The organism is Streptomyces sp. Ru62 (assembly GCF_002920615.1).
Classification (GTDB): domain Bacteria; phylum Actinomycetota; class Actinomycetes; order Streptomycetales; family Streptomycetaceae; genus Streptomyces.
Window position 1 is genome coordinate 23,082 of record NZ_PQSU01000002.1, and the last position, 19,539, is coordinate 42,620.

Annotated in this window: 12 protein-coding genes; 5 read left to right on the forward strand and 7 right to left on the reverse strand. The window is 72.1% G+C overall.

Annotated features, from left to right (window positions below):
* Positions 1-454 precede the first annotated feature (454 nt).
* Together C3492_RS02555 and C3492_RS02560 are read left to right on the forward strand one after the other, a co-directional pair.
* Positions 455-5,401 (forward strand): NAD-glutamate dehydrogenase, encoded by a 4,947-nt coding sequence (locus C3492_RS02555; RefSeq protein ID WP_103810064.1) that lies wholly within the window; start codon positions 455-457, stop codon positions 5,399-5,401.
* A 249-nt stretch (positions 5,402-5,650) separates the two neighbouring features.
* Positions 5,651-7,069 carry a hypothetical protein gene (locus tag C3492_RS02560; RefSeq protein ID WP_258055486.1) on the forward strand — a complete coding sequence of 473 codons (1,419 nt, stop codon included), beginning with the start codon at positions 5,651-5,653 and terminating at the stop codon, positions 7,067-7,069.
* 82 nt (positions 7,070-7,151) lie between these two features.
* Here C3492_RS02560 and C3492_RS02565 read toward each other — a convergent pair whose 3' ends face one another.
* From C3492_RS02565 to C3492_RS02580, 4 genes are all read right to left on the reverse strand, one after another.
* On the reverse strand, positions 7,152-8,816 hold the full coding sequence (locus C3492_RS02565; RefSeq protein ID WP_103810066.1) for a glycosyltransferase family 2 protein: 1,665 nt from the start codon (positions 8,814-8,816) through the stop codon (positions 7,152-7,154).
* The gene (locus C3492_RS02570) at positions 8,813-11,023 is read right to left on the reverse strand and encodes a CDP-glycerol glycerophosphotransferase family protein (protein ID WP_103810412.1); all 2,211 of its coding nucleotides are present in this window, start codon (positions 11,021-11,023) and stop codon (positions 8,813-8,815) included. The genes C3492_RS02565 and C3492_RS02570 overlap by 4 nt, the downstream gene beginning before the upstream one ends.
* A 101-nt stretch (positions 11,024-11,124) precedes the next feature.
* The gene (locus tag C3492_RS02575) at positions 11,125-12,024 is read right to left on the reverse strand and encodes an ABC transporter ATP-binding protein (protein ID WP_103810067.1); all 900 of its coding nucleotides are present in this window, start codon (positions 12,022-12,024) and stop codon (positions 11,125-11,127) included.
* A complete protein-coding gene (locus C3492_RS02580; RefSeq protein WP_103810068.1) occupies positions 12,017-12,931 on the reverse strand; it encodes an ABC transporter permease in 915 nt (304 codons plus the stop codon). Before C3492_RS02580 ends, C3492_RS02575 begins: the two co-directional genes overlap by 8 nt.
* Before the next feature lie 202 nt (positions 12,932-13,133).
* On the opposite strand from C3492_RS02580, the gene C3492_RS02585 reads away from it, so the two are divergent.
* The gene (locus C3492_RS02585; protein WP_103810069.1) at positions 13,134-13,772 is read left to right on the forward strand and encodes a TetR/AcrR family transcriptional regulator; all 639 of its coding nucleotides are present in this window, start codon (positions 13,134-13,136) and stop codon (positions 13,770-13,772) included.
* A gap of 139 nt (positions 13,773-13,911) precedes the next feature.
* On the opposite strand, the gene C3492_RS02590 is transcribed toward C3492_RS02585, so the two are convergent.
* Together C3492_RS02590 and C3492_RS02595 are read right to left on the reverse strand one after the other, a co-directional pair.
* Complete coding sequence (locus C3492_RS02590; RefSeq protein ID WP_181140163.1) at positions 13,912-15,537, reverse strand: glycosyltransferase family 2 protein; 1,626 nt, start codon at positions 15,535-15,537, stop codon at positions 13,912-13,914.
* Between the two features lie 40 nt (positions 15,538-15,577).
* Entirely contained in the window at positions 15,578-16,858 is a 1,281-nt protein-coding gene (locus tag C3492_RS02595) for a glycosyltransferase family 87 protein (RefSeq protein WP_181140164.1), read from the reverse strand.
* Between the two features lie 225 nt (positions 16,859-17,083).
* On the opposite strand from C3492_RS02595, the gene C3492_RS46590 reads away from it, so the two are divergent.
* Entirely contained in the window at positions 17,084-18,568 is a 1,485-nt protein-coding gene (locus tag C3492_RS46590) for a glycosyltransferase family 39 protein (protein ID WP_103810414.1), read from the forward strand.
* On the opposite strand, the gene C3492_RS02605 is transcribed toward C3492_RS46590, so the two are convergent.
* The gene (locus C3492_RS02605) at positions 18,516-18,980 is read right to left on the reverse strand and encodes a MarR family transcriptional regulator (protein WP_308461120.1); all 465 of its coding nucleotides are present in this window, start codon (positions 18,978-18,980) and stop codon (positions 18,516-18,518) included. The genes C3492_RS46590 and C3492_RS02605 overlap by 53 nt on opposite strands.
* Before the next feature lie 102 nt (positions 18,981-19,082).
* Here C3492_RS02605 and C3492_RS02610 point away from each other — a divergent pair, with 102 nt between their 5' ends.
* Positions 19,083-19,496 carry an organic hydroperoxide resistance protein gene (locus C3492_RS02610; RefSeq protein WP_103810415.1) on the forward strand — a complete coding sequence of 138 codons (414 nt, stop codon included), beginning with the start codon at positions 19,083-19,085 and terminating at the stop codon, positions 19,494-19,496.
* The last annotated feature ends 43 nt before the right edge of the window (positions 19,497-19,539 follow it).

Below are 19,539 nucleotides of genomic sequence, written 5' to 3' on the forward strand. Positions count from 1 at the left end.
GGATACGCCACCCGCCCCCGCCCCGCCGCTGTGCAGAACGTCAAACTTCACCCCTCGGTTTTGTACACATACGGCTCATGACGGGCCCGGGGTAAGTGGCGATAGCCTTGTGGCGTGATCAGCGCGATATCTCGCGGGGGCGCTCCTGCTCCTGCCCTGCGCCCGGGTTGCACGGAACACCTCCGTGACCGGGCCGCGGTCGCTGGTCTTCGCGGGCGGGACGGGGGCGCGGACGCCTCCAGGACGCCGAGGACGGCCCGGGGCACGGCGGTGCCGAGAGCAGCGTCACACTCCACGGACGTGCCGAGAATGGCCGAATTCCCCCCGCTCATCTCACCTCGCGGCATAGCGTCGGACCGGACCGGACACCCCGGGCCGTGGCGTCGAGCCGGAGGGAAAGAGACCGTACTTCCTTCTACGTCACGCAACGGCGCGCGACAGGAGCCAGAGGACAATGCAGACCAAGCTGGACGAAGCCAAGGCCGAGCTGCTCGAACGGGCCGCCCGGGTAGCTGAGAACAGCCCGGTCGGGGGGCACCTACCGACCGGGACGACGAGCGAGGGCACCCCCGGCACCCCGGACAGCGAATCCGTGCTCGCGTTCCTCCAGCGCTACTACCTGCACACCGCCCCGGAAGACCTCGCCGACCGCGACCCGGTCGACGTCTTCGGCGCCGCGGTCTCGCACTACCGTCTCGCCGAGACCCGCCCCCAGGGCACCGCTAACGTCCGGGTGCACACCCCGACGGTGGAGGAGAACGGGTGGACCTGCAGCCACACCGTCGTGGAGGTCGTCACCGACGACATGCCCTTCCTCGTGGACTCGGTCACCAATGAGCTGACCCGGCAGGGGCGCGGCATCCACGTCGTCATTCACCCGCAGTTCGTCGTACGGCGGGATCTGACCGGCAAGCTGATCGAGGTGCTGCCGGACCGGTCCACGGGGCTCACCGGCGACCTCCCGCACGACACGCACGTCGAGTCCTGGATCCACGTCGAGATCGACCGCGAGACCGACCGCGCGGACCTGAAGCAGATCACCGCCGACCTGCTGCGCGTGCTGTCCGACGTCCGCGAGGCCGTCGAGGACTGGGAGAAGATGCGGGACGCGGCGACCCGCATCGCCGACGGTCTGGAGGACGAGCCCGTCCCCGCCGACCTGCCCGGGCCGGAGGTCGAGGAGGCCCGCGAGCTGCTGCACTGGCTCGCCGACGACCACTTCACCTTCCTCGGCTACCGCGAGTACCAGCTGCGCGACGACGACACGCTCGCCGCCGTTCCCGGCACCGGTCTCGGCATACTGCGCTCGGACCCGCACCACGCCGAGGACGACCAGCACCCGGTCAGCCCGTCCTTCGAGCGTCTCCCGGCCGACGCCCGGGCCAAGGCGCGCGAGCACAAGCTGCTCGTGCTGACCAAGGCCAACAGCCGGGCCACCGTGCACCGGCCGTCGTACCTGGACTACATCGGCGTCAAGAAGTTCGACGCGGACGGCAACGTCGTCGGTGAGCGGCGCTTCCTCGGTCTGTTCTCCTCCGCCGCGTACACGGAGTCCGTGCGCCGCGTCCCGGTCATCCGCCGCAAGGTGGACGAGGTGCTGAAGCGCGCCGGGTTCTCGCCCAACAGCCATGACGGCCGCGACCTGCTCCAGATCCTGGAGACGTACCCGCGCGACGAGCTGTTCCAGACGCCCGCCGCGGAACTGCAGTCCATCGCCACGAGCGTGCTCTACCTCCAGGAGCGCCGCCGGCTGCGGCTGTACCTGCGCCAGGACGAGTACGGCCGCTACTACTCGGCCCTCGTCTACCTCCCGCGCGACCGCTACACCACCGGCGTGCGCCTTCGGATCATCGACATCCTGAAGGAGGAGCTCGGCGGCATCAGCGTCGACTTCACCGCCTGGAACACCGAGTCGATCCTGTCCCGGCTGCACTTCGTCGTCCGGGTCCCGCAGGGCACCGATCTGCCCGAGCTGTCGGACGCCGACAAGGAGCGCATCGAGGCCCGTCTGGTCGAGGCGGCCCGCTCCTGGGCCGACGCGTTCGCCGAGGCGCTGACCGCCGAGTGCGGCGAGGAGCGCGCGGCAGAGGTGCTGCGCCGCTACAACAACGCCTTCCCCGAGGGTTACAAGGCCGACCACAGCCCGCGTGCCGCGGTCGCCGACCTGGTCCACCTGGAGCAGCTCAGCGAGGACAGGACCTTCTCGCTGAGCCTGTACGAGCCGGTGGGTGCCGCGCCCGAGGAGCGCCGCTTCAAGATCTACCAGAAGGGCGGCTCGGTCTCCCTCTCCAAGGTGCTGCCGGTGCTGAGCCGGCTCGGTGTCGAGGTCACCGACGAGCGGCCGTACGAGCTGCGCTGCGCGGACCGCACGACCGCCTGGATCTACGACTTCGGTCTGCGCATGCCCAAGGCGGCGGGCGGCGGGGAGTACCTGGGCGACGACGCCCGCGAGCGCTTCCAGGAGGCCTTCGCCGCGACCTGGACCGGCCAGGCCGAGAACGACGGCTTCAACGCGCTCGTGCTGAGCGCCGGGCTGACCTGGCGGCAGGCGATGGTGCTGCGCGCCTACGCCAAGTACCTGCGGCAGGCCGGCTCGACCTTCTCGCAGGACTACATGGAGGACACCCTCCGCAACAACGTCCACACCACCCGGCTCCTCGTCTCCCTGTTCGAGGCGCGGATGTCCCCGGAACGGCAGCAGGCCGGTGTGGAGATCACCGACGCGCTGCTGGAGGAGCTGGACGCGGCCCTGGAGCAGGTGGCCAGCCTGGACGAGGACCGCATCCTGCGGTCCTTCCTGACCGTCATCAAGGCGACCCTGCGCACGAACTTCTTCCAGGACGCGCCCGGCGGCAAGCCGCACGACTACGTCTCCATGAAGTTCGACCCGCAGGCCATCCCGGACCTGCCCGCACCGCGCCCGGCGTACGAGATCTGGGTGTACTCGCCGCGCGTGGAGGGCGTGCACCTGCGCTTCGGCAAGGTCGCCCGAGGGGGCCTGCGCTGGTCCGACCGGCGTGAGGACTTCCGTACCGAGATCCTCGGCCTGGTCAAGGCGCAGATGGTGAAGAACACCGTCATCGTGCCGGTCGGCGCCAAGGGCGGCTTCGTCGCCAAGCAGCTCCCCGACCCGAGCGTGGACCGCGACGCCTGGCTCGCCGAGGGCATCGCCAGCTACCGGACGTTCATCTCGGCGCTGCTCGACATCACCGACAACATGGTGGCCGGCGAGGTCGTGCCGCCGCGGGACGTGGTCCGGCACGACGGCGACGACACCTACCTGGTGGTCGCCGCGGACAAGGGCACCGCGACCTTCTCGGACATCGCCAACGAGGTCGCGAACACCTACAACTTCTGGCTCGGCGACGCCTTCGCCTCCGGCGGCTCCGCCGGGTACGACCACAAGGGCATGGGCATCACCGCGCGCGGCGCCTGGGAGTCCGTGAAGCGGCACTTCCGCGAGCTGGGCGTGGACACGCAGAGCGAGGACTTCACGGTCGTCGGCATCGGTGACATGTCCGGTGACGTGTTCGGCAACGGCATGCTGCTGTCCGAGCACATCCGTCTGGTCGCCGCCTTCGACCACCGGCACATCTTCATCGACCCCGACCCGGACGCGGCCGTCTCCTACGCGGAGCGCCGCCGCCTGTTCGAGCTGCCCCGTTCCAGCTGGGCCGACTACAACACCGAGCTGCTGTCGGCGGGCGGCGGGATCTTCCCGCGCACGGCCAAGTCGATCCCGCTCAACAGCCACATCCGCGAGGCCCTGGGCATCGAGGGCAAGGTCACCAAGATGACCCCGGCCGACCTGATGAAGACGATCCTCACGGCGCCGGTGGACCTGCTGTGGAACGGCGGCATCGGCACGTACGTGAAGGCGTCGACGGAGTCGAACGCGGACGTCGGCGACAAGGCCAACGACGCCATCCGCGTCGACGGCCAGGACCTGCGGGTCAAGGTCGTCGGCGAGGGCGGCAACCTGGGCCTGACCCAGCTCGGCCGGATCGAGTTCGCCCTGCACGGCGGCAAGATCAACACCGACGCGATCGACAACAGCGCCGGTGTGGACACCTCCGACCACGAGGTGAACATCAAGATCCTGCTGAACGGCCTGGTCGCGGACGGCGACATGACCGTCAAGCAGCGCAACAAGCTGCTCGCCGAGATGACCGACGAGGTCGGCGCGCTGGTCCTGCGCAACAACTACGCGCAGAACACCGCCCTGGCCAACGCCCTGTTCCAGGCGAAGGACATGCTCCACGCCCAGCAGCGGTTCATCCGCCACCTGGTGCGCGAGGGCCACCTGGACCGGGCCCTGGAGTTCCTGCCCACCGACCGGCAGATCCGTGAGCGCCTCGCCCAGGGCCAGGGTCTGACCAGCCCGGAGACCGCCGTCGTGCTGGCGTACACGAAGATCACGGTCGCCGAGGAGCTGCTGCACACCTCGCTGCCGGACGACCCGTACCTGCGCGGCCTGCTGCACGCGTACTTCCCGACGGCCCTGCGCGAGCGGTTCGCCGACGCGATCGACAACCACCCGCTGCGCCGCGAGATCACCACGACCGTGCTGGTCAACGACACGGTCAACACGGGCGGTACGACGTATCTGCACCGGCTGCGCGAGGAGACCGGCGCCTCCCTGGAGGAGATCGTCCGCGCCCAGACCGCGGCCCGCGCGATCTTCTGCTCGGCGCCCGTGTGGGACGCCGTCGAGGCCCTGGACAACCAGGTCGACGCGGCCGTCCAGACCCGCATCCGCCTGCACTCGCGCCGCCTGGTCGAGCGCGGCACCCGCTGGCTGCTCAACAACCGGCCGCAGCCGCTCCAGCTCGCCGAGACGGTGGAGTTCTTCGCCGAGCGGGTCGAGCGGGTCTGGCAGGAGCTGCCGAAGCTGCTGCGCGGCGCGGACGCGGAGTGGTACCAGCACGTGTACGACGAGCTGTCCGCGGCGGGCGTCCCGGACGAACTCGCCACCCGCGTGGCCGGCTTCTCCTCCGCCTTCCCGACGCTCGACATCGTGTCGGTGGCCGACCGCATGGGCAAGGAGCCGCTGGACGTCGCCGAGGTCTACTACGACCTCGCCGACCGGCTGAACATCACCCAGCTCATGGACCGCATCATCGAGCTGCCGCGCGCCGACCGCTGGCAGTCCATGGCCCGCGCCTCCATCCGTGAGGACCTGTACGCGGCGCACGCGGCCCTCACCGCGGACGTCCTCGCGGTGGGCAACGGCACCTCGACGCCGGAGCAGCGGTTCAAGGCGTGGGAGCAGAAGAACAGCGCGCTCCTGGGCCGCGCCCGCACCACGCTGGACGAGATCCGCAGTTCGGACTCGTTCGATCTCGCCAACCTGTCGGTGGCGATGCGCACGATGCGGACGCTGCTGCGGACGCACTCGTAGCCGTACGGCAAGAAGAGGGCGCCCCCGGGACCGTCTCCCCGGGGCGCCCCTCTTCTTGCCCGTTTCTCGTCCGAATCGTGCGGCGAACTTATCTTTTCCTGCTCTTCGCGGTGCTTCGGATAGGGTCGGCGTGTGCACACCGCGCCGTCTGACACCGAACAGGTGAGCCGTACGGCACCACCGGGCGGCTCCGTGTCGCGCGTGGGCCGTGAGCTGCCGCAGATCGCCGCCGCGCTCGTCGTGGTGCTGATGTTCTGGGTCGTCGTCCGCCTGCCGTGGGCGGGCGACCTCGGCATGCACGCGGCCACGATCCAGCGCTTCCGGCACAGCCTGCTGCACCCCGGCAACCCGCTGGTCGACGCCGACACGCCGAGCCCGTACGACTCGCCCTGGATGCTGCTGCTCGGCACCGTCGCCAAGCTGACGGGCCTGTCGGTCTTCGTGGTCCTGCGCCTGGCCGCGCTCACCGGACTGGGCCTGCTGGTGACAGGCGTCCGACGCTACGTCCGTACGCTGAGCGGCCACCGCGCCGCCCCCGCGCTGACCTTCCTGAGCCTGGTCCTCCTCTGGGGGCCGCTGCTGTTCAACTGGAGCGGCTTCCTCGGGCTGAACTCCCTCGCGCTGACGGTGTCGTACCCCAGCGTGTTCGCGCTCGGGCTCGCCTTCCACTTCTGGGCCTGGCTGACGCGGGCGGTGCGCGGGGAGGTGACATGGGGGGTGTGCCTGGGGCTGGGTGCGCTGTGGGCGGTGATCCTGCTGTGCCACCAGTTCACCGGCGTGGTGGCCTCGTTGGGCGGGCTGGCGATGGTGCTCGCGGCGCGACCGGCGCGCGGCGCGTTGCTCCGGCTGGGCGCCGGGTTGCTCCTGGGCCTGCTGGTGCTGTGGCTCTGGCCGTACTACGACTTCTTCGCGCTGTTCTCCGCCGGCGCGGACCTGGAGGCCGTCCACCGGCCGCTGTACCAGCACCTGGCCGGGCGGTTCGGGCTGGTGCTGCTCGGGGTGGTGGCGCTGGGCCTCCGCCTGCGTCGCGACCACCGCGACCCCCTGGTCCTCTTCTTCCTGTTCGGCGCGCTGGTGTTCGCGGCGGGGGGTCTGACCGGCCACTACTCCTGGGGCCGGGCCCTGCCCGCCGCGCTGATCCCGGCGCAGCTCGCGGCGGCGCTGGAGGTGGTGTCGGCGGGGCGGACCGTGGTGCGGCGGGTGTGGGCGTGCGTGCTGCTCGCCGCGCTGGCCGTGGGTGCGTGGACGCAGGCCGGGACGCTCGGGTACGTGGTGCCGCGGGACGCGCTGCCCGGGGCGGTGGCGGCGAAGTACCGGACGCCGTGGGTGGGTTACCAGTGGATCATGCGGGCGGGGGTGCGGTACGGGGACGTGGTGATGGCGCGTAAGTTCCCGGCTCGGCAGATCCCCGCGTACGGTCCGTACACCGTGGCGGCCGGGTACCCGGATTTCTTCCTTCCGGACGCCGGACGGAGGCAGGCGGCGGTGGACCGGTACTTCTCACCGGCGGCGGGCGCGGAGGAACGGCGGGGGATTCTCCGGGAGTACGGCGTGAAGTGGGTCGTGGGGGGCAGCGAGGCACCGTGGCTGCGCAGGACGGCCGTGGGGCCGGGCGGACAGGTCCTGTACCGAGTGCTCTCCGAAGCAGGCGGCACTGCAGCTCCCTAGGGGCGCGGGGAACTGCGCGAGCGGCCACGACGGCCCCGCGGTCGCCCACGCACGCACGCCACAACGGCTCTCAAGGACCCGGTCACTTCAGCACACTCGCCACCAGCCGCGCAGCGTTCCGCACCCGGGGCCGGGCCAGACGGCGGACGGCGGGCCGGGTGATCCGGGCCGTCACCCCGACCGGACGCCAGCGGAGCTGCAGGCGGCCGGGGTTGCGGCCTTCCGGTTCGACGGTGAGTTCGTGGGGGGCCGCGCCGGAGTGGTAGTCGATGCGGACCGTGCGGGCCGGGAAGTCCAACGGGGCCAGGAGCAGCCCGGAGTTGGACAGGCCCTGCTGGTCCAGGCGGACCACGGGGTGTCGTACGCCCTGGAAGCCGTGGAGCGGGACCGGCGCGGAGGCGAGGTCGAGGCGGACCGTGCCCTCGAAGACGCCGGGGCGGACCGGGTCCAGGCGGAAGGGGGTCGTCATACGGCGTCGGCCGGGGCTCAGGAGCAGGGACGCCCGCTGGGGCCCGACCGGCAGGCGCAGACCGGGGTCGTAGGTGCGGATCGCCAGGGTCAGGGTCGCCCCCGCACCGGGCGTCAGCTCCGTGATCTCGTGACGGAACAGGGCGGTCGGGAACGGCCGGGTGTCCAACTCAAGTTCGGAGACGTCCAGCTCGCGGCGGGCACGGTCCGTCGAGGGCACGGTGTCACCCCAGTACGGGACCCCTGAACCGTCGGCCGTCACCCGGCGCGGCGCCACCGCGTGTCCCAGTCCGCGCGCCGCCAGCCGGGCCTCGGCCGGGCGGCCGTCCCGCAGCAGCTCCAGCACCACCCGCTCGGCGCGCGGCAGCCGGCCGTACGCCTCGGGGGAGAGCGTGTCGAGATAGGGGTTCATGATCTCCGCGAAGGACGTCAGCCATTCCTCGTCCCGGTACGGCAGGTCACCGGCGTACATCCGGAAGTCGTGCTTGAGGAACTTGTAGTCCTTGTCCTCCCGGAGCCCCGCGTGCCCGCTGCTCACCAGGAACTCGTCGATCAGCCGCTGGACGTGCACGCGGTCGCTGACGTTGGAGATCTTGTGCCGCTGGTTGGAGATGGACGCGGAGGACGCGTCCGCGAACGGCTCGATGTACCAGACGTACACCGGGTCCGGGATGATCGTGAACGCGTCCGCCAGGCAGTACGCCTGCGCCGAGAACAGCTGGTCCTCGTAGTGGATGCCCTCGGGGAAGCGGAGCTGGTGCCGGTCGAGGAAGGCGCGCGCGTACATCTTGCTCGTCGACAGGTGCTCGAAGAGGAGACGGGGGTCCGCCTCGATGCCCTCCAGTGTGCGGCGCTCGGCGACCAGGTGCGGCATCCAGGTCGAGCGGCGGCCGTTGTCCACCCGGACCCGGCGGACCGCGCCCATGGTGAAGTCGACGTCCCGCTCGCGGTGCGCGGCGAGCAGCGACTCGACGGCGCGCGGCGGGAGTTCGTCGTCGCTGTCGAGGAACATCAGGTACGGTGCCCGGGCGATCTCGATGGCCCGGTTGCGCGGGGCGCTGCACCCGCCGCTGTTCTCCGGCAGCCGGATGTAGCGGATGCGGTGGTCCTGGGCCGCCAGCTCCCGGGCCACCGTGGGCGTCTCGTCCGTCGAGTGGTCGTCGCTGATGACGATCTCGATGTTCGCGTGGGTCTGCGCGCGCAGCGAGGCGACCGCGCGGGGCAGGCGGGCCGCGTCGTTGAAGACGATGACCGTGACCGTGACGTCGGGGCGGGTCATGCCGTGGCCTCCTCGGGCGTCGGGGCGGGGGTGCGGTCCTCGATGGGGAGCACGGGCGGCAGCGCGTCCTCCGGTTCCCCCAGGAACACCCGGCGTACGACCCGTTCGGCGGCGCGCCCGTCGTCGTACTCGCAGAACCGGCGCCGGAACGTGGCCCGCGCCTTGGCCGCGCTCTCGTCGCGCCAGGCGCCGGAGAGGAAGATCTCGGCCAGCTCCTCCTGGGTGCGGGCGACCTGGCCGGGGTGCTCGGCCATCAGGTCGAAGTAGACGCCCCGGGTGGTGCGGTACGTCTCCCAGTCGTCGGCGTAGATCACGATCGGGCGGTTCAGGTTGGCGTAGTCGAACATGATCGACGAGTAGTCCGTGACCAGCGCGTCGGCGGCCAGGCACAGCTCCTCGACGGGGTCGTAGGAGGAGACGTCGATGATCCGGCCCGAGCGGCGCAGGCCGGTCAGCGGGGAGGCGGCGCCGCCGTAGAAGTAGTGGGCGCGGACCAGGAGGACGGTGTCGTCGCCCAGGCGGTCGGCGAGGGCGGCCAGATCGAGGCGGGGGGTGAAGCCGGCCTCGTAGTCGCGGTGGGTGGGGGCGTAGAGGACGGCGGTCCTGCCCGGGGCGATGCCGAGGCGGTCGCGGGCCGCGCGGACGTCGGCGGCGGTGGCCGTGTAGAAGACGTCGTTGCGCGGATAGCCGTAGTCGAGGGACGTGTAGCGGGACGGGTAGGCGCGTTCCCACATCCGGGTGGAGTGGCTGTTGGCGCTGACGCTGTAGTCCCACTTGTCGATCCGGGCCAGCAGGGCGGCGAAGTCCAGCCCCTTGGCGGCGGCCGGGTGGTCCATCTGGTCCAGGCCCATCCGCTTGAGCGGGGTGCCGTGGTGGGTCTGGAGGTGGATGGCGTCCGGGCGTTTGACCACCGCGTTCGGGAAGTTGACGTTGTTCGTCAGGTACTTGGCGGTGGCGAGGACCTCCCAGTAGCGGCGGGTGCCGGGGACGACGTGGTCGGTGCCGGGCGGCAGCAGGGCCTCGTTCTGCTTGTTCACCACCCACACCGGGTGGATGTGCGGGGCGAGTTCGGCGAGCTTGGCGGCGACGGCCGCCGGGTTGCAGGCCACGCCGCGCTCCCAGTAGGCCGCGAACACGGCGAGGTGCGGGTCCACCGGGCGGCTCAGGGCGCGCTGGTACTGGTGGTCGCGGATCCTGGTGCTCAGCTGCCGCTTGCGGGTGCGTACGGCCTTGCGGGCGGCGCGGCGGGTGCGGTTGGCGGCCTGGAACGCGCGGTACCTGGTGTACGCGCCCTCCTCCAGCAGCGCGTGCCGTACGCCTTCCAGGCCCGCGGGGTGCCGGTGGCCCTCGGGGCGCCAGCGGACCGCGGCCACGGAGGCGCGGCGGAAGAACTCGCGGGCCACCGGGTCGGGCAGCTCCTCGCGGGCGAAGGTTCGGATGAGGTCGCGCACCATCAGGTCGTACAACACCGTGCGGGGGGCGCGGCGGTCCCTGGCGAGCGCGAGCAGGGACTCGTAGCGGTCGATGAGCCGGAGCCGGTCCTCGGGGGCGCGCGGCGGCAGGCTCTCCGGGCGCAGCACGCGGTGCTCGTACGCCGACTGGTTGAGGCAGGCGACCCGGCCGGCGTACAGCAGGGCGGCCTGGGCGGCGCGCTGCTCGTCGTCGGTGTCCAGCCGCCCCTCGTGGGCCCGCCAGAACGCGGTGCGCAGGGCGCGGTTGCCGAGCAGCGGGGTGAGTCGCAGCAGGTCGGCGGCCTCGTCCAGGGGCCGGCCCGCCCGGCCGACGGCGGCGAGATGGCGGCCGTCGCGGGAGGGTCTGGCGGCGGTCTGCCAGGTGGTGGTGACGTGGTCGAAGAGGAGGACGTCGACGGGCTCCGCGGAGGCGGTGGCGTCCAGTTCGGCGGTCCGCTCGGCGATCAGACGGGGCGCGCCGGCCGGCAGGCCGTCCTTGGCGTGGACGAAGTGCAGCCAGCGACCGGACGCGCGAGCGGCGCCGGCCGCGCGGGCCGCCGGATCACCGGTGCCGTCCGGCAGCGGGACGACGATCGTCTCGGGTGCGTGGTGCTCGGCCGTCTCCAGGGCCCAGTCGCCGACGGCGGCGACGATCACCTCCACGTCGGTGAGGGGATGGGCCTCCAAGGAGTCCAGCAGATCGGTCAGATGCCCCTGTGCGTTCGGCCCGTGGACGATCACGCTCAACTGGGGCATCGCGATGGACTCCTTCGACTCGTCGTCTCCCGGCGCACCCTTCATAACATACTGTCATTAAGCGGATGAAAGGGATAACTGCGGTTGGCGTAAGACTGCGCTCAGGAAGGAAGACCGGCTTTGGGGGCGTCCGGTTGCGTTGTGTCCGTTTTTATGGCAACCGGCTTCGCTTTCGTGGCATCAGCCTTCGGCGCGGGCTTCTTGGGGGCCGGTTTCTTGTCGCCGGTGAACGCCTCGTACTCCTTCATCACGTCCTCGGTCGGCCCGTCCATGCGCAGCTCGCCGCGTTCCAGCCACAGGACCCGCTCGCAGGTGTCACGGATCGACTTGTTGTTGTGGCTGACCAGGAAGACCGTGCCCGCGTGCTGCCGCAGTTCGCGGATCCGCGCCTCGGAGCGCTTCTGGAAGGAGCGGTCGCCGGTGGCCAGCGCCTCGTCGATCAGCAGGACGTCGTGGTCCTTGGCCGCGGCGATGGAGAAGCGCAGGCGTGCCGCCATGCCCGAGGAGTACGTGCGCATCGGCAGGGTGATGAAGTCGCCCTTCTCGTTGATCCCCGAGAAGTCGACGATGTCCTGGTAGCGCTCCTTGATCTGCTCCCGGGACATGCCCATGGCGAGCCCGCCGAGGAAGACGTTCCGCTCGCCCGTGAGGTCGTTCATCAGAGCCGCGTTGACGCCCAGCAGGGAGGGCTGGCCGTCGGTGTAGATACGCCCGTTCTCCACCGGGAGCAGGCCGGCGACCGCCTTCAGGAGGGTCGACTTCCCGGAGCCGTTCGTCCCGATGAGCCCGATCGCCTCACCCTTGTGGGCGACGAACGACACCTTCTTCACGGCGTGCACCTTGCGCACGCCGGCCGCCTTCTCGGTCTGCTTGCGGCGGAGGATGCGGTTGAGGGCGGCGGTGGCGGAGCCCCGGCCGGCGCCGGTGCCGTTCACCCGGTAGACGATGTCGACGCGGTCGGCGACGACGGTGGGGACCTTCTCTTCGCTGCGCTCAGCCACGGCCGTACGTCTCCTCAGCCTTCCAGAAGTAGATGAAGCCGCCGATGCCCGCGGCCAGGGCCCAGCCGATCGCCGCCGCCCACACGTGCGGGGGCAGCTGGCTCGCGTGGAAGCTGTCGATCAGCGCGAACCGCATCAGGTCGATGTAGACGGCGGCCGGGTTGATCTCCAGCAGGACGGTGACGACGTGCGGCAGGTCGTCCTTGTCGGCCAGCTTGTCGATGCTCCACATCACGCCGGACACGTACATCCACGTGCGCAGCACGAACGGCATCAGCTGGGCGATGTCCGGGGTCTTCGCGCCCATCCGCGCCATGATCATCGACACGCCGGCGTTGAACGTGAACTGGAGCGCCAGGGCCGGGAGGGCCAGCACCCAGGAGACGGCGACCGGAACGCCGAAGCAGAGCAGGATGACGACCAGCGCGGCCATCGAGAACAGCAGCTGCTGGAGCTGCTGGAGGCAGAAGGAGATCGGCAGGGCGGCGCGCGGGAAGTGCAGGGCGCGGACCAGGCCGAGGTTGCCGGAGATCGCGCGGGTGCCCGCCATGATCGAGCTCTGCGTGAACGTCCAGATGAACACGCCCGTGACCAGGAACGGGATGTAGTCGGGCACGCCGTGCTTGGTGCCGAGCAGCACGCCGAAGATGAAGTAGTAGACCGCCGCGTTCAGCAGCGGGGTCATGACCTGCCAGACCTGGCCGAGCTTCGCCTGGCTGTACTGCGCGGTGAGCTTGGCGGTGGCGAAGGCGCTGATGAAGTGGCGGCGGGCCCACAGCTGGCGGACGTACTCCGGCAGGGTGGGGCGGGCGCCGCTGACCGACAGACCGTGCCGGGCGGCCAGCGCCGCGAGATCGTCGTCCGCGGGGGCCCGGGTGGGGGGCGGTGTGTGGAGGACCTGGCTCACATCCGCTGCTTTCGCTCGGGGGAGGGGGGTGCTGCGCCCGACTGTCGCCGGATCGCCGCGTCCGTGCCCGTCGTCCGGCGTTTCCTTACGCTTCTCTTCACGTTCTCTTACGTCGGGACGGGACCGTATCGTCGCAACGCGAGCGTAGGCCCAACAGACGTCGGAACGCAACCGTTTCGTCGTCACGCCCTATGCTGTGGGTATGACGACGAACGCCGCCGAGTCCGCCGACGAGCCGCCGGCGCGTCCACGCCGCCGGACGCCCGCCGGGGCGGCCGTGCTCCGGGAGGACGTGACCGAGGCGATCCGCGCGGCCGTCTTCGAGGAACTGGCGGCCGTCGGTTACGCGCGCATGTCCATCGAGGGGATCGCCCGGCGGGCCGGGGTCGGCAAGACGGCGGTGTACCGGCGGTGGCGTTCGAAGCTCCACCTGGTCCTGGACGTCGTCTCGGCGATGGCGGTGACCGGGTTCCCGGTGCCCGACACCGGCTCCCTGGAGGGTGACCTGCGGCTCCTGTACGAGGTCACCTCCCGTGCCCTGCGCCATCCGGTCGCGTCCCAGATCATCCCCGACCTCCAGGCCGAGGCGGCCCGCAATCCCGAGATCGCGGAGGCCTTCCAGAAGGCGCTGCGGGACGGGCAGGAAGGGGTCGCCAGCAGGATCGTGGCGGCGGCGGAGGGGCGGGGCGAGGTCCGCGCGGGCGTCGACCCCGACCTGGCCCTGGACCTGATCTCCGGGCCGCTGTACTGGCGCTCGGTGGTCATCCGCTCCCCGAAGCTGCCGAAGGGGTACCTGGAGAAGCTGGCGCGGGCCACGGCGGGTGCGCTCAAGGCACTGTGAGGCGCCCCGAAGGGGTGAGGGCAACCGCGCGAGCAGCAAGGGTGAGCCCGCGGCCGGCGTACGGCCCGGGCCCCGGCGGCGGGTCGCCCGCGACCGCGCCGCCCCCGGATGCCGCGGTGCCCGTCGTGCCCGCCGTGTCTCAGTGGAGCAGCCGGCGGAGCCGGCCACGGGCCACGGTCAGCAGGCCGTGGAGCCCGGTGGCCACCCGCAGGGCCAGTGCGCCGGAGTGCGTGGCGTACGGCTGGGCCAGGAGCACGCCGTGCACGGCGCTCGGCACGGCGCGCCGGCGCAGCCGACCGGCGCCGGTGAGGGCGTGCGCCGTGACCTCGCGCCGGGTGCCGTCCGGGAAGCGGAGGGTCAGCCGCAGGTCCCAGGTGCCCGAGCCGAGCCCCGCCAGGTCGACGGGTACCTCGGCGGACCAGCTGTCCGGGCCGGAGGGCGCGAGCGCCACCGTCGTGCGCCCGCGCCCGCGCTCGTCCTCGCGCGCGTGCCATGCCACGTCCACCTCGGGCGGGCCCGCCTCGGCCACCTTCCCGTACAGCTCGTGCAGCCGCAGACGCAGCAGCGAGACCCGCGCGCGGGGGCGCAGTTCCGCGTCGACCGCGAGCGGGAGCGCGGCGACGGGCCGGGTCAGCAGGGGGGCCAGGGAGACCTCGGGGAGGTCGGCGGACCAGACCGGGTCGCCCTCGGGGGTGCGGGCGTACGGGGGGAGCAGGCGGGCCGGGCGGGCGGCGAGTTCGCGCAGGCGGGGCAGGTCGCGCGGCTCGGGGGAGGCCAGGACGACCCGCGCGAGCAGCGGGCCGGGGGCGGCGGGGTCCGGCTCCAGGTCGGCCGCTTCGTGGCGCGCGAGGTACGCCCGGGTCTGCGCCCACCAGGCATGCCGGTAGCGCGCGTCGCGCAACCCCAGCTCGCGCGCGTACATGCGCACGTCGTGGTCGAGGAACTTGGCGCGGGCCGCCCGCGCCAGCTCCTTCTGCCCGGCGTCCAGCAGGACGTCGTGCGCCAGCGCGCACGCCTGGAGACGCGCCGTCCAGTTCTCGATGCCGCCCCGGTCCAGCGAGAGCGACAGCCGCCCGGCCGACCGGCGCACCTGCCAGACGTAGACCCGGTCCGGGACCAGCGCGATGCGCGGGGACGCGGCCAGCACGCGCGCGGTGAAGACGAAGTCCTCGTAGAGGAAGCGGCCCTCGGGGAAGCGGATGCCGTGGTCGCGCAGGAAGTCGGTGCGGTACAGCTTGTTGACGCACAGCGTGTCGTGGACCAGCCGGGGGTGCTGCGAGGGACGCGCAAGGACGGTGTGCGCCGTGTAGAGGGGCGTCTGCCAGGGCTGTTCGCGCCCCGACGGCAGCTCCCGGCGCACACACAGACCGCTCGCGACCTGGGCGCGCGCCTCCGTGGCCGCGGCCAGCAGCGCGTCCACCGCGCCGGGCGGCAGCACGTCGTCGCTGTCCAGGAACATCACGTACGGCGCGGTCGCCGCGTCGATCCCGGTGTTGCGCGGACTGCCGCAACCGCCGCTGTTCACGCTCCGTCGGACCACCCGCAGCCGCGGCTCACCGGCGGCCAGCCCGGCGAGCAGTGCGTCGCTGCCGTCCGTGGAGCAGTCGTCCACGGCGATCACCTCGGCGACCGCGGGCCCCTGCGCCAGCGCCGAGCGGACGGCCTCGCCCACATGGGCGCGGTCGTTGTAGCCGATGACGACCACGGCGACCTGAGCCGCCGGTGCCGGATGCGGGTCTCGCGCTTCTCGATGCATGGGGTCCATGGGCCGGGGGCGTAGGAACGGAACATTCAGTGATACGCCGTCAAGAGGCGCTCAGTGCTCGCTCGGGAAGACGGTCGAAACCGGGCCGGGGTTGCGTCCTCGGCACCGGCTTTCCGGTCGGCGGCCGCGTGGACCGCCACAGCCGTACGAAGGACAGCACGGCGGCGGCCGTCAGCAGCCCGTTCCGGGACAGCATCAGCAGGCACCCGGCCCAACTGCCGTCGATCACCTCGCGGTAGTACATCGGGTACGCCACCGTGCTCAGCGCGGACGCCAGGAGGATCAGCACCGCCACCGGCCGCTGGCCGGTGTGCCGCGAGGTCAGGCACACGGCGGCCAGCCCGATCAGCCAGATCATGTACTGGGGGCTGATGACCCGGCTGGTGACCGTGAACAGCAGCACCGCGCTCAGCGCCGCGTCGTACGGCGTCGCCTCGCTCCAGCGCCGGGCCCGTACCCGCCACAGCACCAGCAGCCCGAAGGAGACCGCCGTCAGCGCCAGCGAGGCGGTGGCGACGGCGTGCACGTGGGGGCCGGTCATCTCCATCGCGCCGTACTGGTAGCGGGCCCGGCCCGGCCAGCCGAAGTGCCGGGCCAGATTGAGCGCCGTTCCGCCGAGCGACTCGATCTGCACGCCCCGGCCGCCCTGCTCCCGCAGGAAGGACAGCGGATGTGTGAAGAGGGCCGCGAGCACGGCCAGGGACGCCACCCCGGCCCACGCCCCCCACGCCCACGCCGTGCGCGTCGGCCGGCCCCGGGGCGTGCCCAGCAGCACCAGCGCCGGCCACACCTTCACCAGCGCGCCCAGCGCCCCGAGCACACCGCCCGCGCGCGGGGAGCGCGCCGAGGCCAGCAGGGACAGCACGGCCAGGGCGGTGACCTGGACGTCGTACCGGGCGAGCGGCATGTGCAGCAGCAGGGGCAGGCCGCCGGTCCACACGGCGGCGCCGAGCAGGCTGCGCCCGGGCCGGGCGCCCGCGCGCAGCAGTGCCGCCGCGGTCAGCGCGTCCAGGGCCAGCGTGAGCGCCACGAACGCCTCGAAGTACGTCAGGCCCGGCAGCAGGCCCGGTGCCAGCAGCACCGCGCCCGCGCCCGGCGGGTACTGCCACAGCGTGTCGTGCACCGGGAAGGAACCGTGCGCGAGGACGCCGTACCAGTGGAAGTACAGCCGCCACACCTCACGGGTCACCGAACCGCCGCCCAGCAGCCGGGCGCCGCTGTGGACGAGCAGCCACAGCATCAGGGCGCGGGTGGTGAGCCACAGGACGGCGAGGGCGGCGAGGGTGAGGACCGGGCCGGGGGTGACACGGAGACGGTTCATCACATGGGAGCCTAAGCGGTAGGGATGGTGTATTCATGCTGATACGCCGTCAAGGACCGCAAATATTGGCTAATCGCAAGAGATCGGGCCATGGTGAACGTCGGGCTTCCTGCGAAACCGCAGTCGCGTCGGGCGGCTGGAACGACCACGGACGTACCGACCGGTGCAACGAGCCACCCCCTGCTCGGGGCACTGGGGCGCACCCGCCTCCACCGGGCCGCCGTCGTGGGCGTGCCCGCGCTGGTGATGCTCGCGCTCGGGCTCTGGGGTCTGGACCGGGGCGGCATGTGGCGCGACGAGGCCGTCAGCTTCCAGGTCGGACGCCGTACGGTGCCCCGGATCTGGCTCCTGCTGCACGACGTGGACGCGGTGCACGGCCTGTACTACCTGCTGCTGCGGCCCGTCCTCGCCGTCCATCCCGGGGAGGTCGCCCTCCGGCTGCCGTCGGTGTGCGCGGCGACCGTCACGGCGGGCCTGGTGGCGGCCCTCGGCGCCCGGCTGGCCCGGCCGCGGGTCGGTCTGTGGGCCGGGCTGCTCTACGCCGTCGCGCCGATGGCCGGCCACTACGCGCAGGAAGGCCGCTCCTACGCCCTGGTCGCGGCCGGCGCCACCGCGGCGACCCTGCTGTTCGTCCGGGCCGTGCGGGGCGGGTCATGGTGGCCGTACGGCGCGGTCCTCGGACTCACCTGCTGGCTCCACGAGTTCGCGGTGCTGCTGCTCCCCGCCCACGCGGTGTCGCTGGCGCTGGCGCGGGCCGGGGCGCGGGTGTGGCGGGGCTGGGGGAGCGCGGCGGCGGCGGTCGTGGTCGCGCTGGTGCCGATGGTGGTGGTCTCGCGGGGGCAGTCGGCGCAGGTGGCCTGGTTGCGGACGCCCACGGCGGATACGGCGGAAAGGTTGCTGCGCAGGTTCCTGGGACCGACGGACGAAGTGTTCTGGGTGTGTCTCGCCCTGGCCGTGGTGGGGCTGGTCGGGCTGGTGGGGCCGCGCGGTGAACTGACGTGTGCGGGAGTCGCGTTGCCGGTGGTGGTGGTGCCGCCGGTGGTGCTGATGCTGGCCTCCCAGTTCTCGCCGCTGTACGTCGACCGGTACGTGCTGTACGCGCTGTCGGGGGCGCCGTTGCTGGTGGCGTCGGGGGCCGAGCGGGTGGCGGGGGCGGTCCGGCGGCGTCCGCCCCCGCGGTCCCCCTCCGTCCCGCTCACCGGCGTCCTCGCCGTCGCCCTCTCCCTCCTGCACCAGTTCCCCCTCCTCCGGGAGGACCGCGACCCCGGGAGCCGGCCGGACGATCTCGGTGCCGTCTCCCGCGCTGTCGCGCGCAGGGTGGAGCCCGGCGATCCCGTGCTGTTCCTGCCGGCGTCGGCGCGGAACGTGGCGCTCACGTACCCGGGGGCGTTCCGGGGGACCCGGGACGTGGCGCTGGTGGCGGGGGCCGCCGGGTCCGGGACGCTGTACGGGCGGGAGGCCGGTCCGGCGGAGGTGCGGCGCAGGCTGGCGCGGGTGGACCGGGTGTGGGTCGTCGCGGACCGGAAGCTGCTCGCCGGCCGCTGGGCCCCGGGCGATCCCGCCGAGCGGGCGAAGACCGACGTGCTGGGGCGGGAGTTCCTCGGCCAGGACGAGGCGGTGCGGGGCGGGATGACCGTACGGCTGTACGTCCGCCCGGTCAGTCCGCTGCTCGCGCCTCAGCCTCCGCCGCCGCGTCCAGGGCCGTCGTGAGCCGTTCCAGTCGGGTGTGCAGGTCGACGATCTCCGCCAGGTCGAGGCCGGTCGCCGACATGATCCGGCGGGGCACCTCAAGGGCCCGCTCGCGCAGTGCCGTGCCCTCCTCGGTGAGGTGGACCCGGACCGAGCGCTCGTCCTCGGCGCTGCGCTCGCGGCGCACCAGACCGGCCCCCTCCAGCCGCTTGACGAGCGGGGACAGCGTGCCGGAGTCGAGCCGCAGCTGTTCGCCGAGCCTCTTGACCGGCAGGTCGCCCTGTTCCCACAGGACCAGCATCACCAGGTACTGCGGGTAGGTCAGCCCCAGGTCCTTGAGGATCACCCGGTAGACGCTGTTGAAGGCGCGTGACGCCGCGTGCAGCGAGAAGCAGATCTGGCGGTCCAGTCGCAGCCACTCCGTGTCGGTCATGCCTCCATGGTAGCTCTTGCAGTCCATTTAGTTGTGTGCAACTCAGTTGTGTGCTCTACTTGTGCTCACAACGAACCGCGAACCCCGAGAGGGATGGTCTTCATGGACGCGCTCTACACCGCTGTCGCCACCGCCACCCACGGCCGCGAGGGCCGCGCCGTCTCCTCCGACGGCAGGATCGACCTCAAGCTGGCCCCGCCGGTGGAGCTGGGCGGCAACGGCGAGGGCACCAACCCGGAGCAGCTCTTCGCCGCCGGGTACGCCGCCTGCTTCGGCAGCGCCCTCGGGCTCGTCGGCCGCCAGGCGAAGGTCGACGTCAGCGACGCGGCCGTGACCGCCGAGGTCGGCATCGGCAAGCAGGGCGAGGGCTTCGGGCTGAAGGTGACCCTCCGGGTCGAGCTGCCCGACACCGTGGACCAGGAGACCGGCCGCAAGCTGGTCGAGAGCGCCCACCAGGTGTGCCCGTACTCCAACGCCACCCGCGGCAACATCGACGTCGACCTGGTCATCGAGTAGGCACCGCGCACGCCCGAGGGGGCCGGCCCGGTCGGGGCCGGCC